Origin of the sequence: Rhodococcus sp. HM1 (assembly GCF_023218075.1) — a bacterium.
GTDB lineage: Bacteria > Actinomycetota > Actinomycetes > Mycobacteriales > Mycobacteriaceae > Rhodococcus.
In genome coordinates this window covers 167,267-180,109 of record NZ_JALPTB010000003.1, presented here as the reverse complement: position 1 = coordinate 180,109, position 12,843 = coordinate 167,267, and the positions used below count along the sequence as shown (strand labels likewise).

14 protein-coding genes are annotated in these 12,843 nt (G+C 69.1%); 6 read left to right on the top strand and 8 right to left on the bottom strand.

The window, feature by feature from the left end:
• Positions 1-107: 107 nt before the first annotated feature.
• Complete coding sequence (gene moeZ / locus M1M07_RS03125) at positions 108-1,283, bottom strand: adenylyltransferase/sulfurtransferase MoeZ (RefSeq protein WP_248673273.1); 1,176 nt, start codon at positions 1,281-1,283, stop codon at positions 108-110.
• Between the two features lie 75 nt (positions 1,284-1,358).
• Positions 1,359-2,357: a DUF3152 domain-containing protein gene (locus tag M1M07_RS03120; RefSeq protein WP_248673299.1), complete on the bottom strand. Its 999-nt coding sequence runs from the start codon at positions 2,355-2,357 to the stop codon at positions 1,359-1,361.
• A gap of 226 nt (positions 2,358-2,583) precedes the next feature.
• Between M1M07_RS03120 and M1M07_RS03115 the strand changes: the two genes are divergently transcribed.
• The gene (locus tag M1M07_RS03115) at positions 2,584-3,252 is read left to right on the top strand and encodes a TetR/AcrR family transcriptional regulator (RefSeq protein WP_197252787.1); all 669 of its coding nucleotides are present in this window, start codon (positions 2,584-2,586) and stop codon (positions 3,250-3,252) included.
• 84 nt (positions 3,253-3,336) lie between these two features.
• On the opposite strand, the gene M1M07_RS03110 is transcribed toward M1M07_RS03115, so the two are convergent.
• Positions 3,337-3,567, bottom strand: a complete 231-nt coding sequence (locus tag M1M07_RS03110; RefSeq protein ID WP_197252786.1) for a DUF3107 domain-containing protein — start codon at positions 3,565-3,567, stop codon at positions 3,337-3,339.
• 45 nt (positions 3,568-3,612) lie between these two features.
• On the bottom strand, positions 3,613-4,317 hold the full coding sequence (locus M1M07_RS03105; protein WP_197252785.1) for a ferritin-like fold-containing protein: 705 nt from the start codon (positions 4,315-4,317) through the stop codon (positions 3,613-3,615).
• Positions 4,318-4,521: 204 nt separating this feature from the next.
• Here M1M07_RS03105 and M1M07_RS03100 point away from each other — a divergent pair, with 204 nt between their 5' ends.
• Both M1M07_RS03100 and M1M07_RS03095 read left to right on the top strand, forming a co-directional pair.
• On the top strand, positions 4,522-6,147 hold the full coding sequence (locus M1M07_RS03100) for a DEAD/DEAH box helicase (RefSeq protein ID WP_197252784.1): 1,626 nt from the start codon (positions 4,522-4,524) through the stop codon (positions 6,145-6,147).
• A gap of 10 nt (positions 6,148-6,157) precedes the next feature.
• The gene (locus M1M07_RS03095; RefSeq protein WP_248673272.1) at positions 6,158-7,390 is read left to right on the top strand and encodes a hypothetical protein; all 1,233 of its coding nucleotides are present in this window, start codon (positions 6,158-6,160) and stop codon (positions 7,388-7,390) included.
• A gap of 37 nt (positions 7,391-7,427) precedes the next feature.
• Here M1M07_RS03095 and M1M07_RS03090 read toward each other — a convergent pair whose 3' ends face one another.
• A complete protein-coding gene (locus M1M07_RS03090; protein ID WP_248673271.1) occupies positions 7,428-8,216 on the bottom strand; it encodes a ParA family protein in 789 nt (262 codons plus the stop codon).
• A gap of 98 nt (positions 8,217-8,314) precedes the next feature.
• On the opposite strand from M1M07_RS03090, the gene M1M07_RS03085 reads away from it, so the two are divergent.
• Complete coding sequence (locus M1M07_RS03085) at positions 8,315-8,797, top strand: GNAT family N-acetyltransferase (RefSeq protein WP_248673270.1); 483 nt, start codon at positions 8,315-8,317, stop codon at positions 8,795-8,797.
• 3 nt (positions 8,798-8,800) lie between these two features.
• On the opposite strand, the gene M1M07_RS03080 is transcribed toward M1M07_RS03085, so the two are convergent.
• Entirely contained in the window at positions 8,801-9,244 is a 444-nt protein-coding gene (locus M1M07_RS03080; RefSeq protein ID WP_197252780.1) for a hypothetical protein, read from the bottom strand.
• A 47-nt stretch (positions 9,245-9,291) separates the two neighbouring features.
• On the opposite strand from M1M07_RS03080, the gene M1M07_RS03075 reads away from it, so the two are divergent.
• Entirely contained in the window at positions 9,292-10,230 is a 939-nt protein-coding gene (locus tag M1M07_RS03075; protein ID WP_197252779.1) for a diacylglycerol kinase family protein, read from the top strand.
• A gap of 247 nt (positions 10,231-10,477) precedes the next feature.
• Positions 10,478-10,732 carry a WhiB family transcriptional regulator gene (locus tag M1M07_RS03070; RefSeq protein ID WP_068157905.1) on the top strand — a complete coding sequence of 85 codons (255 nt, stop codon included), beginning with the start codon at positions 10,478-10,480 and terminating at the stop codon, positions 10,730-10,732.
• A gap of 169 nt (positions 10,733-10,901) precedes the next feature.
• On the opposite strand, the gene M1M07_RS03065 is transcribed toward M1M07_RS03070, so the two are convergent.
• Both M1M07_RS03065 and M1M07_RS03060 read right to left on the bottom strand, forming a co-directional pair.
• Complete coding sequence (locus M1M07_RS03065; protein WP_197252778.1) at positions 10,902-12,380, bottom strand: sensor histidine kinase; 1,479 nt, start codon at positions 12,378-12,380, stop codon at positions 10,902-10,904.
• A gap of 14 nt (positions 12,381-12,394) precedes the next feature.
• On the bottom strand, positions 12,395-12,610 hold the full coding sequence (locus M1M07_RS03060; RefSeq protein ID WP_197252777.1) for a biotin/lipoyl-binding carrier protein: 216 nt from the start codon (positions 12,608-12,610) through the stop codon (positions 12,395-12,397).
• Between the last annotated feature and the right edge of the window lie 233 nt (positions 12,611-12,843).

Sequence of the window (12,843 nt, the reverse complement as noted above, 5' to 3'; positions counted from 1 at the left end):
CTCACCGTACCGTCGTGCACGGCGCGATCCGGGAAGGCACTCCGTTGTCGATGATCACAGGATCCTGCGCCCACAGAATTCTGTGACCGGGGACAACGTGACAGTACTCAGTACAGCGGCAGCGAGGGATCGACCTGCTGTGCCCACGCGACGACCCCGCCCTGCAGGTGGGTCGCGTCCGCGAATCCGGCCCGTTTGAGTGCGGCGAGCACCTCCGCGGACCGGATACCGGTCTTGCAGTACGCGACGAGCGGAACGTTCTGCGGAAGTTCCGCGAGTGCCTCACCGGACAGGATGCGGTCCTTGGGAATCAGGCGGGCGCCGTCGATGTGCATGATGTCCCACTCGACGGGTTCCCGGACGTCGATGAGCGCGAGTTCACGGCCGGAGTCGAGCATGTCGCGCAATTCCGTTGCGGTGACGGTGGATTCGGCGGCGGCGGCCACGCCCTCCTCGGACACCACCCCGCAGAACTCGTCGTAGTCGACGAGTTCGGTGACCGGGACGCGGCCGGGATCCCGGCGCAACGTGACGGTCCGGAACGTCATCGAGAGTGCGTCGTAGATCATCAGCCGGCCCAGCAGGGTGTCACCGATACCGGTGATGAGCTTGATCGCCTCGGTGGCCATGATGCACCCGACGGTGCCGGGCAGCACACCGAGCACCCCGCCCTCGGCGCACGAGGGCACCATGCCGGGCGGCGGCGCCTCCGGGTACAGGTCGCGGTAGTTCAGGCCCACCCCGCCCGGCGCATCCTCCCAGAACACCGACACTTGACCTTCGAACCGGAAGATCGATCCCCACACGTACGGCTTGCCGGCGAGGATCGCGGCGTCGTTGACGAGATAGCGGGTCGCGAAGTTGTCGGTGCCGTCGACGATGAGGTCGTACTCCCGGAAGATCTCGACCGCGTTGGTGGTGTCTAGGCGTACCGGGTGCAGACGAACCTCGACGGTGTCGTTGATGCCGACGATGGTCTCGCGGGCGCTCTCCCCCTTCGACCGGCCGACGTCGGCCTGTCCGTGGATGATCTGGCGCTGCAGATTGGAGCTGTCGACCTCGTCGAACTCGACGATGCCGATCGTGCCGACCCCGGCCGCGGCCAGATACAGCAGTGCCGGGGACCCGAGGCCGCCTGCGCCGATGAACAGCACCTTCGCGTTGCGGAGCCGCTTCTGTCCGGTGACCCCCACATTCGGGATGATCAGGTGCCGGCTGTAGCGGGCCACATCCTCCCGCGTCAGTTCGGCGGCGGGTTCCACCAGCGGTGGCAGTGCGGTCACGACAGGCTCCTCGGCGCGCTCGACGGTACGACGCCCATTCTCACATCAGGCGCCGCGACGGGCCGGACGCCGGGTTCACCCGCGCGGGAACGGCCAGGGATTGAACCGGCAGATCAGCCCGTCCGCGGGTACGACTCCCCCGGGATCGACGCGGGCGATGTCGTCGTTCGCGACCCCGAACGTCTGCTGCATCATGATCGGCGCGAGGCCACCCTGGCTCCGGCACGGTTCGTGCGCGGCGAAGCCGATGGCGTGCCCGATCTCGTGGTTGATCTGATACTGCCGGTACGAGCCGATGTCGCCCTGGAAGGCGACCGCGCCGCGCACCCACCTGGCCTCGTTGAGCAGCACCCGCTCGGCGCCGGGGTTGAAACACGATCCCTCGAGGGGGATGTCGAAACCGCAGTACTGACGGATGCTCATCTGCGAGGTGAGCGAGACCCGGAAGTCGGGGTCGCCGGTGTCGACCCGCCGAAACGCGAAGTCGGGGCTGTTCGTCCAGCTCTTCGGGTTGGCGAGGGTCTCGTCGACCATCCGGCCGAACGCGGCTTCACCGCCGTACCCGGTCGCGTCCACCCCGTCCTCGACCTCGACCGTGTAGGTGTACACCTTCTTCGTGCCGGCGCCGACCTGCGCGGTGGTGCCCGGCACCATGTGCCAGGTACCCGCGCCGGTCACGGTGAACGGTCCGCCGTCGGGAAGCTCGCCGGGTCCGGTGCCGGCCGGGAACAGGCCGTCCGGCTGCGGCATCTCGGCCACGGTGGCCTCGTCCGCAGCGACCGGGTCGTCGGATTGCGCCGGTACCGCGCGCACGGCGTCCCACACGACGAAGCCGGTGACGGCGACGAGGACAGGGATGGCGTAAGCCCGCCACCCGTAGGTCGAGACGAAGCGTCCCACCTTGGACTGCTTGCGGACGTCGCGCTCCGGCCGCGGACGCCGGGGCGGCCGATCCGCTCCTCCGACGGGGTCCCATTGCGCGCGCAACGGCTGGTGTGACGTCCGGTGCGATGGTTCCCCGGATGCCCGGTGTGGCGTCTGCGGGGCGTCGGGTGGGGCGCCTGCCGCTCGCAATCCTCCTCGGTCGGTCACGGATGCCAGAATGTCACATCGCGCAAATTCGTCGGTGAAGTCGCTCCTCGGCCCGCTTGAAGTACCCGCCGCGGGGATACTCGTCGGTAGGGCGGTACGCACCCGCAAGGTGCCCTGCCTGTAACCTGCAAGGACGATCGACGTCGACAGTGGTGCCCATCACCTTGGCTCCGTCACTGCCGACGACTTGTGCAGATTTGGGAGCGACATGACCGAACTCGCCGACCGCACTTCCGGCCGGGGCAACACCTCAGGCACCGGAGCCAAGCGGGGCGCACGAATGCCTCGTGACGAACGTCGGGCCCAGCTTCTCGCCGCCGCGAGCGAGGTCTTCGTGACACGTGGCTACCACGCGGCCGGAATGGACGAGATCGCGGAATGCGCCGGCGTCAGCAAGCCGGTGCTCTACCAGCACTTCCCCGGCAAGCTCGAGTTGTACTGCGCGGTGCTGCAGAGCTACGTCGACATTCTCATCGCCAGTGTCCGCCAGGCGCTGCGTTCGACGACCGACAACCGTCAGCGCGTGCGCGCCGCGGTGCAGGCGTACTTCGACTTCGTCGACAACGACTCGCAGGGCTTCCGCCTCGTGTTCGAGTCGGATCTGATGGGTGAGCCGCAGGTCGCGCAGCGGGTCGAGCAGGCCACCGAAGCATGCGTGGATGCCGTGTTCGACCTGGTCAGCCACGATTCCGGGCTCGATCCCTATCGTGCGCGCATCCTCGCGGTCGGCCTCGTGGGCACCAGCCAGTTCACCGCGCGCTACTGGCTCGAGGCGGCCCGGCCGATCCCGAAGGAGGACGCGGTCGACACCACCGTCGCCCTGGCATGGGGTGGTCTCAAGCACGTGCCGCTGCAGCCCGAGCTGCGGCTGCGCTGACAGCCGGGCCACCGACAGCAGCGACACCGGAAACGAGGAAGGGCCGGGGCGTCTCGCCCCGGCCCTTCGTTCGTCTCGCCCCGGTCAGCCGGCCGCGAACCCTACCTTGCGGATGTCGGCGGGGCCGATCTCCACGTACGTGATGCGCGATGCCTGGACGAGGAGCTTGCGGCCCTTCTCGTCGACGAGGGCGAGCACCCCGTCCTTACCGCCGGCCAGGGCGGTCGTCACCAGCGCCTCGACCTCGTCGGGCGTCTGGTCGCTGACCACGGTGAGTTCGCGCGGGCTGTCCGCGACACCGATCTTGACCTCCACGGTGGACCTCCGAAATCTCAGTGCTCTACAGCTGTCTCCGTCAGGTTAGTGCAGTCCGAGCACTGCCATCCGCTTGGCGTGCTCGACCTGCATGCGGTCGAACAACGCGGCGATGTTCGTCAGGTCGCCGGTGGCGGTGATGACCAGCTCGGCGAGATTCTCCTGCTGTGCCATCACGTACTGGGCCTGGGTGATCGCCTCACCGAGCAGCCGGCGTCCCCACAGCATCAGCCGGTCCTTCTCGAGGCTGCTCTTCTCGACCGCGGCGCGCACCTCGTGGATCACGAAGTCCGAGTGCCCGGTCTCGGCGAGGACCTCCCGGACGACCGAGGCGACCTCCGGTGCGAGGGTGCCGGCGATCTCGCGGTAGAAGTCGGCGGCGATGCCGTCGCCCACGTGCGCCTTGACCAGCGATTCGAGCCACGTCGACGGGGTGGTGCACGCGTGATAGGCGTCGAGGGACCGCCGGAACGGCTCCATCGCCGCGTAGATCTCGACGCCGCGGGCCTCGAGCGCCTCCTGCAGCGTCTCGAAGTGGCTCATCTCGGCGGCGGCCATGCTCGCCAGCGCGACGCGGCCGCGCAGGGTCGGGGACAGTTTCGCGTCCTCGGCGAGACGGTAGAACGCGGAGATCTCACCGTAGGCGAGGACCGCGAACAGGTCCGCGACACCCGGGTGATCGGCCGGAACCGGCGCCTGTGCGATGGTCGGTTCGGATGATGCTGCGGACGGCGACGTTTCGGCTCCCATGACGACAAAGCGTAGTACCGCGGGGTATCGTTCGCCGGAACCGGTACAATCGTCCTGGAAGACTGCGCTTCGAGCTGTCCAATGCGGCCCGCAGTCCTCAACGATGATGTGCGCGCACCCGACGCCGATCGCGCTCGCGTCTCGCCGAGCTGAACCGAACGCTCGCGCTGAGACGCTGAGTCGGTCGCCTTCTCCACCTCGTGCGTGCGTGCCGAGACCAGGAAGGCCAGACCCCTGAGCAAGATCACTGTCGACCACGAAGACGACGCCACCGAAACCACCGTTTCCGCACAACTCGATTCGACCCACGTCGCCCCCACCTTCGCGGAGTTGGGTGTGCGCGAGGAGATCGTCCGCGCCCTCGCCGAGCACGGCATCGAGCGCACCTTCGCCATCCAGGAGCTCACGCTCCCGCTGGCCCTCGCCGGCGACGACCTCATCGGCCAGGCCCGCACCGGCATGGGCAAGACCTTCGGCTTCGGCGTTCCGCTGCTGCATCGCGTCACCACCGAGGGTTCCGGAACCACCGCCCTCGACGGCACCCCGCGCGCCCTGGTGATCGTCCCGACCCGGGAGCTGTGCATCCAGGTCGCCGGCGACCTGGAGAACGCCTCGAAGTACCTGCCCGGCAGCGGCAAGAAGGGCCTCGAGGTCCTCGCGATCTACGGCGGCCGCCCGTACGAGCAGCAGATCGAGCAGCTGCAGAAGGGCGTCGACGTCGTCGTCGGCACCCCCGGCCGCCTGCTGGATCTCGCGAACCAGGGTCACCTGATCCTCGGCAAGATCGGCGTGCTCGTCATGGACGAGGCCGACGAGATGCTCGACCTCGGCTTCCTCCCCGACATCGAACGCATCCTGAACATGGTCCCCGACCGTCGTCAGACGATGCTGTTCTCGGCCACCATGCCGGGACCGATCATCACCCTCGCCCGCACGTTCCTGACGCAGCCGACGCACATCCGGGCCGAGGAGCCCGAGTCGTCGGCGGTGCACGAGCGCACCAACCAGCTCGTGTACCGGGCGCACGCCCTCGACAAGGCCGAGCTCGTCGCCCGTGTGCTGCAGGCCGAGGGCCGCGGCGCGACGATGATCTTCACCCGGACCAAGCGCACCGCCCAGAAGGTCGCCGACGACCTCGTCGAACGCGGCTTCGCATGCGGTGCCGTCCACGGCGACCTCGGCCAGATCGCCCGGGAGAAGGCTCTCGACAAGTTCCGCAACGGCAAGATCGACGTGCTCGTCGCCACCGATGTCGCCGCGCGCGGCATCGACATCGACGACGTCACGCACGTCATCAACTACCAGTGCCCCGAGGACGAGAAGACCTACGTCCACCGCATCGGCCGAACCGGTCGCGCCGGACGCACGGGTACCGCGATCACGCTCGTCGACTGGGACGACGTGCCGCGCTGGGAACTCATCGACAAGGCCCTCGACCTGGGCATGCCGGAGCCGGTCGAGACGTACTCGAGCTCGCCGCACCTGTACGAGGAGCTGAACATCCCCGAGGGCGCAACCGGCACGGTCCGCAAGGCCCGCACCGCGGCCACCGGCGAAGCGGCGGACGGCGAAGCGCGCCGCGAACGCCCGAAGCGCACCACCACGCGGGTGCGTCGTCGTACCCGCGGCGGCAGGCCCGTCACGCCCGAAGCCGGCACCCCGGATGTGGCCGCTCAGGACGCGTCCGCGCCGAGCACCGCCGCGGCACCAGCCGGTGCGGAAGGTGACGCCGCTCCCGCCCGCCGCCGTCGCCGGCGGCGTCGTGGCGGTTCGTCCTCCAACGCCACCGCAGCCACGCAGGACACGGTCTCGGCCTCGGCCGCCCAGTAGCCGCGGCCACGTGCTCGCTCCCGAGCGCCGCACGCGCACCGACCTGATCGTCGCAGCCGTACTCGCCGTCGCCGTCGTGGTGGCGGCGAGTGTGGTCTGGCTGCGATCCGATGCGCGCGGCACGACATCGATCACGTGGGACGGGCCGGTGACCGTCCCGGCCGCCGCGACCACGGTTCCGGCCACCCTCGGGGAGGTGTGGCGTGCCGCCAGCGCCGCCACCACGCGTCCGCTCGTGGTGGGTGGGACCGTCGCGACCGCCGACGGCGGCAGCGTCGTCGGTCGCGATCCGGAGACCGGCGCCCAGCGCTGGATCTACGAGCGGAACATGCCGCTGTGCGCGGCGACCGCCGCGTGGCAGACGGTCGTGGCCGTCTACCGGGACCGGCGGGGATGCAGCCAGGTCACCCAGTTGAACGCGGGCACCGGGGCGCGGGGCGCCCAACGGAGCAGCGACGCCGACGACGCGGTCGTCCTCGTCGACGCCGGCACCCACCTGATCTCCACGGGCGACACCCGCCTCGAGATGTGGCGCTCGGACCTGGTCCGCACCGTCGAGTACGGGCGCGTCGACGCGCCGGTCAACCCGAACGCGCAGCCGCGGACCGGATGCACGCTGCTGTCCGCTGCCGCGAGCAACAACCGGCTCGCCGTCGTCGAGAACTGCCCGGGTGAGGACGCCGACCGGCTGACACTGCTCGATCCGGTGCCCGACGACAATCAGAAACCGGAAGAGTTCGCGTCGTCGGTGCTGGCCGACGCGGCCCAGGACCCGACCGGCTCCCCCGCACCCGGAACACGCGTCATCGCCGTCGCAGGCGACCGCACCGCCCTGTACCTGCCGCCCGGGTCCGGGGCCGGACCGCGCATCGAGGTCTTCGGAGAAGCCGGGCAGACCGTCGCCGAATATCCACTCCCCCGTCCGGCCACCGATGCCGCGACCGTCCCCGCCGAGACCCGGGACGGAATCGTCACGTGGTGGACCGGCGAGTCCACCATCGGTCTCGGAACGACGGATCTGGCGCCGCGCTGGACCGTGCCGGGCACCACCGGCTGGGGCGACTCGATGGCCGGTGCGCTGCTGCTGCCCGTGGACGACGCCCTCGCGGTCGTCGACCCGGCGTCCGGCACGGTGCAGGGCCGCATCCCCGTCGACCGCGAGGAGGCCGGCCCGGTGGCCGTGGCGGTCGCGGGCAGCACCGTCCTCGAACAGCGCGGCGACGAGGTCGTCGCGCTGCGCTGAGGCCGGGCTGCCGCAGGTCGCGCTACCCGGGTTCGGGTTACTGGGGTTCGAACGTCACCCGCTCCTTGCCGGCCCAGTACCCGAGCAGGTTCTCGGCGAGCTCGCGATAGGCCTGCGCGCCCTTGTTCTTGCGGCCGGCGAGCACCGTCGCGCCGGACGCCGACGCCTCCGCGAACCGGACGGTCCGGGGAATGGGCGGCGCCAGCACCGGCATGTCGTACCGGTCCGCGACGTCGGCGAGCACGTCCCGGCTGTGCGTGGTGCGCGCGTCGTACAGCGTCGGGAGCGCCCCGAGCAGTTCCAGGTCGGGGTTGGTCACCTGCTTGACCTCGGAGACCGTGCGCAGCAACTGACCTACGCCGCGATGGGCGAGGGTCTCGCACTGCAGCGGCACGAGCACCGCCTCGGCGGCGGTGAGACCGTTGAGTGTCAGCACGCCGAGCGACGGCGGGCAGTCGATGATCACGACATCGAAGTTCGGAAGCAGCGGCGCCAGCGCCCGCTTCATTGTGAATTCCCGTCCCGGACGCATCAGCAGCAGCGCCTCGGCGCCCGCCAGATCGATCGTCGCGGGCAGCAGGCTCACCCCTTCGTCCGTGTCGAGCAGAACCTCCTTCGCCTCCGCGTCCCCGACGAGCACGTCGTGCACGGACCGTTCGAGCCGGTCCGGGTTGTGCCCGAGCGAGAACGTCAGACATCCCTGAGGATCGAGGTCGACGACGAGTACCCGCTGTCCCGCCCCTGCCAATGCCGCCCCCAGCGACGCGACGGTGGTCGTCTTCGCGACGCCACCCTTCTGATTTGCCACTGCAAGTACCGTTGTCACGCGTCGATCCTCGCGCACTTCGCGCCGGCACGCGACAATTGAGGCCACACCGCGCACATCCGAACCCCCGATTCGCCCGAAAAGGACGGCAGCCGACCGTGATCCGCCGCGCCCGCCCCGACGATGTCGATGCCGTCACCGGTCTCATCCACGGCCTCGCCGAGTACGAGAAGGCACCCGACGAATGCACCGTGGTGCCCCAGCAGATCCACACCGCGCTGTTCGGTCCCCACCCGGCGGCGTTCGCGCACGTCGCCGAGACCGACACCGGCGAGGTCGTCGGACTGGCCCTGTGGTTCCTGAACTTCTCCACCTGGGACGGCGTGCACGGGATCTACCTCGAGGACCTGTTCGTGCGTCCCGAGCACCGCGGGCACGGATACGGCCGCGCGCTGCTGGCTGCGCTGGCCGCCGAATGCGTCGAACACGGCTACAGCCGGCTCAGTTGGTCGGTGCTGGACTGGAACACCCCGTCGATCGGGTTCTACCGTGCGCTCGGCGCGGTGCCGCAGGACGAGTGGACCACCTTCCGGCTGACCGGCGACGCTCTCACCGCACTGGGCGCGGAGGGCGGCAGCTAGCCGTCAGCGGCCGTCCGGGTCCGACCCGTGTTCGGCGTCGGGTGCGTACTCCTCCGCGAGCCAGGTCGTCGTCTGCGGTACGAACAACAGCACCAGCGCGGGCACGACGATCACCGACAACACGATGCCCAGCACCAGCTGGTGCGAGTCGGTCAGCAACGACCACGCCACCGGCAGCAGCAGCAACTGCGCGACGACCGCGACGGCCCTGCCCCAGCGCTTGCCGCGCAGCAGCGCGATCCCGGCGGCGAGCACACCGCCGAACAGGATGCCCAGCCACAACGCCAGTCCGTATCCGTTGGTGACGCTCTGGTCGTGGGTCCCGGACAGGGCACGCACGACCGAGAACACCGCGAACCCGATCGCGACGATTCCCTCGAGGACGACGAGGGAACCTGCGATGCGCACGGTCGACGGAACGCTGCTGCGGGGGGACTCGATGGGCACCCGGCCAGCGTAGTGGACCCGATCGCGACCACTTAGGCTGATGCTCCGTGCGCGCACTGCTGATCGTGAATCCCCATGCGACGACGACCACTCCCGCGGGCCGGGACCGGCTCGCGCACGCGCTCGGGGGCGCCGTCGCACTCACCGTGGCGCACACGACACATCGCGGTCACGCCGCAGAACTGGCCCGCTCCGCCCACGCCGACGGCATGGACGTGATCGTCGCGCACGGCGGGGACGGCACCGTCAACGAGATCGTCAACGGCCTGCTGGGGTCCCCGTCCGACCCTGCGGATCCGACGTTGCCGCTGCTGGCCGTCGTGCCGGGCGGTTCCGCGAACGTGTTCGCGCGGTCGCTGGGAATGTCCGCCGACCCGATGGAGGCCACCGAGCAACTGCTCGGACTGCTCGCCGAGCGCACGCACCGCCGGATCGGGCTCGGTCACTGCGTGGGCCGCTGGTTCGTCTTCAACGCCGGACTGGGCCTCGATGCCCAGGTCTGTGAGGCGATCGACATCAGCCGGGACGGCGGCAAGAAGGTCACCACCGCCCGGTACGTGCGGCACGCGATCGCTCAGTTCTTCGCGTCCAAACGCGCCGAGCCCGCCCTCACGGTCGAATTGCCGGACCGCGATCCGGTGTCCGGGGTCTATTACGCGTTCGTGTCGAATTCGAGCCCGTGGACGTTCCTGGACACGCGCCCGGTCCACACCAATCCGGGCACCTCGTTCGACACGGGTCTGGGCGTCTTCGCGATGCGCACGATGGCCGTGTTGCCGAGCCTGCGCGTCATCACACAGTTCCTTGCGCGGAACGGCGACCCCCGTTCGAAACATCTGTTGCGGGCCGACGACGTGGAACGGGTACGGGTGGTCTCCTCCCGGCCGATCGGTCTGCAGGTCGACGGCGACTACCTGGGCCTTCACGAGGAGGTCGAGTTCGTGTCGGTGCCCGCAATACTCGATGTGGTGGCTCCCGCGCGATGAATTCCAACAATGGGATTATGTGAATTGGGTTACATTTCCGCTGTCAAGGGTGTAAAAAGTTAGATCGGCAACATGCCTGAACACCGGTGGCGTGAGCTTGCCCACGGTCGGGGCGAATTCTATTGACTTCACGCTCGTTCGTGAAAGCATTCACAAGTAACCGCGCGGAAACACATGTCGGACGCGCGCACGAACTTGCAGCAACCAATCACCCCGGTGCAGAGCACCTTCGAAGGAGAGTAGAAGCATGGACTGGCGCCACAAGGCAATCTGTCGCGACGAGGATCCGGAGCTGTTCTTCCCCGTGGGAAACAGCGGCCCGGCCATCGCGCAGATTGCTGATGCCAAGCTCGTGTGCAACCGCTGCCCGGTCGTCGCGGACTGCCTGTCCTGGGCCCTCGAGTCCGGTCAGGACGCCGGGGTCTGGGGTGGAATGAGCGAGGACGAGCGTCGCGCGCTCAAGCGTCGCAACGCCCGTACCCGCGCCCGCACCGCCGTCTAGACAGAGCACGGACGCCACCCTGCCTCACGGCGGGGCGGTCGTCGCAGGGCAAGAGGACAGCCCGGCACCATTTCGGGTGCCGGGCTTTTGTCTGCCCGCGGCAGGTCCGCGACCCGGGTACGCGGCGACTCCGGGTACGCAGCGCCCGAGAAGCGGTACGGACCCCCGGTCAGTTCACCGGCACCCGGCCCAGCGGCAGCCGCAGATGCGCGTCGGTGCCGCCCGACTCCCCCCGCTCGAGCCGCAGCGTCCCGCCGAGCTCTGCAGCGACCAGCGTCCGCACGATCTGCAACCCGAGCCGGTCGGCCTCCTCGAGCACGAAACCTTCCGGCAGGCCCTTGCCGTCGTCGTGGACGACCACGTCGAGCCACCGCGCCGAACGGTCCGCACGCAGCGTCACGGTCCCGTGCGCGCCCGGCTCGAATGCGTGCTCGACGGAGTTCTGCACCAGCTCGGTCAGCACCATGACGAGTGGGGTGGCCCGGTCCGCCGGGAACACGCCGAGACTGCCTTCGCGTCGCACCCGGATCTGGTTGCCCACCGTCGCGACGTCGATGACGATCGGGATCAACCGGTCGACGACATCGTCCAGGTCCACTTCCTCGTCGACGGACATCGACAGCGCCTCGTGCACCAGCGCGATCGACGTCACGCGTCGCACCGCCTCCCCGAGGGCCTGCTGGGCCTCGGCGTTCCCGGTGCGCCGCGCCTGCAGCCGCAGCAGCGCCGCGACCGTCTGCAGGTTGTTCTTCACCCGGTGATGGATCTCGCGGATCGTCGCGTCCTTGCTCAGCAACGCGCGGTCGCGACGCTTGACCTCGGTGACGTCGCGGATCACCACCGCCGCACCCTCGAGTCGGCCGCCGGGTGCCAGAACCAGCGCCCGCAGCAACACCGTCGCACCGCGCGCCTCGATCTCCATGCGCTGACCGATACGGCCCTGCACGGCACCGCTGAGGTAGTCGGCGACGTCGCCGCTCTCGAACGGATCGGTGACCAGCGCCCTCGTCGTCTCGATCAGGTCCTGGCCGACCAGGTCGGAGTTCAGACCCATGCGGTGGTAGGCGGACAGAGCGTTGGGGCTCGCGTACACCACGCGCCCCTCACGGTCGAGACGGATGAACCCGTCACCGGCGCGCGGGCTCGACTTGGTGTCCGACCGGGACTCCGGCGTCGGGAACGTGCCCTCGCAGATCATCCGGTACAGCGCGTCGGCGCATTCCAGATAGGCGGTCTCGAGCGCACTCGTCGAACGACGGGACACGCGCGCCGCATCACGGCTCAGCACCGCGATGACCTTGCCGTCCCAGCGCACCGGCACGGCCTGGCGGCGCAGCGGCACCGGGTCGTTCGGATCGACGTCCGCGACGACGATCTTTCCGCTCTCGAACGCCTTCCGGACGTACGGGTGCTCGTCCTCGGACACGATCGTCCCGACGGAGTCCTCGGGCAGCACGGTCGAGGCCGTGGTGGGCCGGCACTGGGCGACGCACACGATGTCGCTGGGTTCCGCATTGACCCACAGCAGCACGTCCGCGAACGACAGATCCGCGAGCAACTGCCATTCCCCGACGACGCGCTGGAGATGGTCCACCGCCGCACCCGGCAGGTCGGTGTGCTGGGCGAGCAGGGCACTGAGTGTGGACACCGGTTTCCCGCCGTTCAGGAGATGACTGCGATGAGATCGCCCGCCTGGATGACATCACCCACGGCGACATCGAGCGCGGTGACCGTGCCGGCGGACTCGGCGATGACCGGGATCTCCATCTTCATCGATTCGAGGATCACGAGGGTGTCGCCCACGTCGACGACGTCCCCCTTGCTCACCACCACCTCGAAGACGGTGGAAACCATCTCGGCGCGTACGTCTTCAGCCATCGAAACCCCAATCCGTGGACGTGACGGTGGACCTGCCGACAGGCCCACCCAACCACACGTGAAACACTGTAATGAACGAGAAAGGAGTCCCGACCATGGGTAAGCGAGGCCGCAAGAAGCGCAGCCGCAAGGGTAACGCCGCCAACCACGGTAAGCGTCCCAACGCCTGAGGCGTAGGCACAGACGTCGAAGGGGCCGGAAAGCACACGCTTTCCGGCCCCTTCGATGGTTCT

Excerpts from the sequence above, each read along its gene's own strand:
- M1M07_RS03105 (WP_197252785.1), bottom strand. The coding sequence starts at position 4,317 with ATGGGAGCCGAAACGTCGCCGTCCGCAGCATCATCCGAACCGACCATC.
- M1M07_RS03115 (WP_197252787.1), top strand. The coding sequence starts at position 2,584 with ATGACCGAACTCGCCGACCGCACTTCCGGCCGGGGCAACACCTCAGGC.
- M1M07_RS03060 (WP_197252777.1), bottom strand. The coding sequence starts at position 12,610 with ATGGCTGAAGACGTACGCGCCGAGATGGTTTCCACCGTCTTCGAGGTG.
- M1M07_RS03070 (WP_068157905.1), top strand. The coding sequence starts at position 10,478 with ATGGACTGGCGCCACAAGGCAATCTGTCGCGACGAGGATCCGGAGCTG.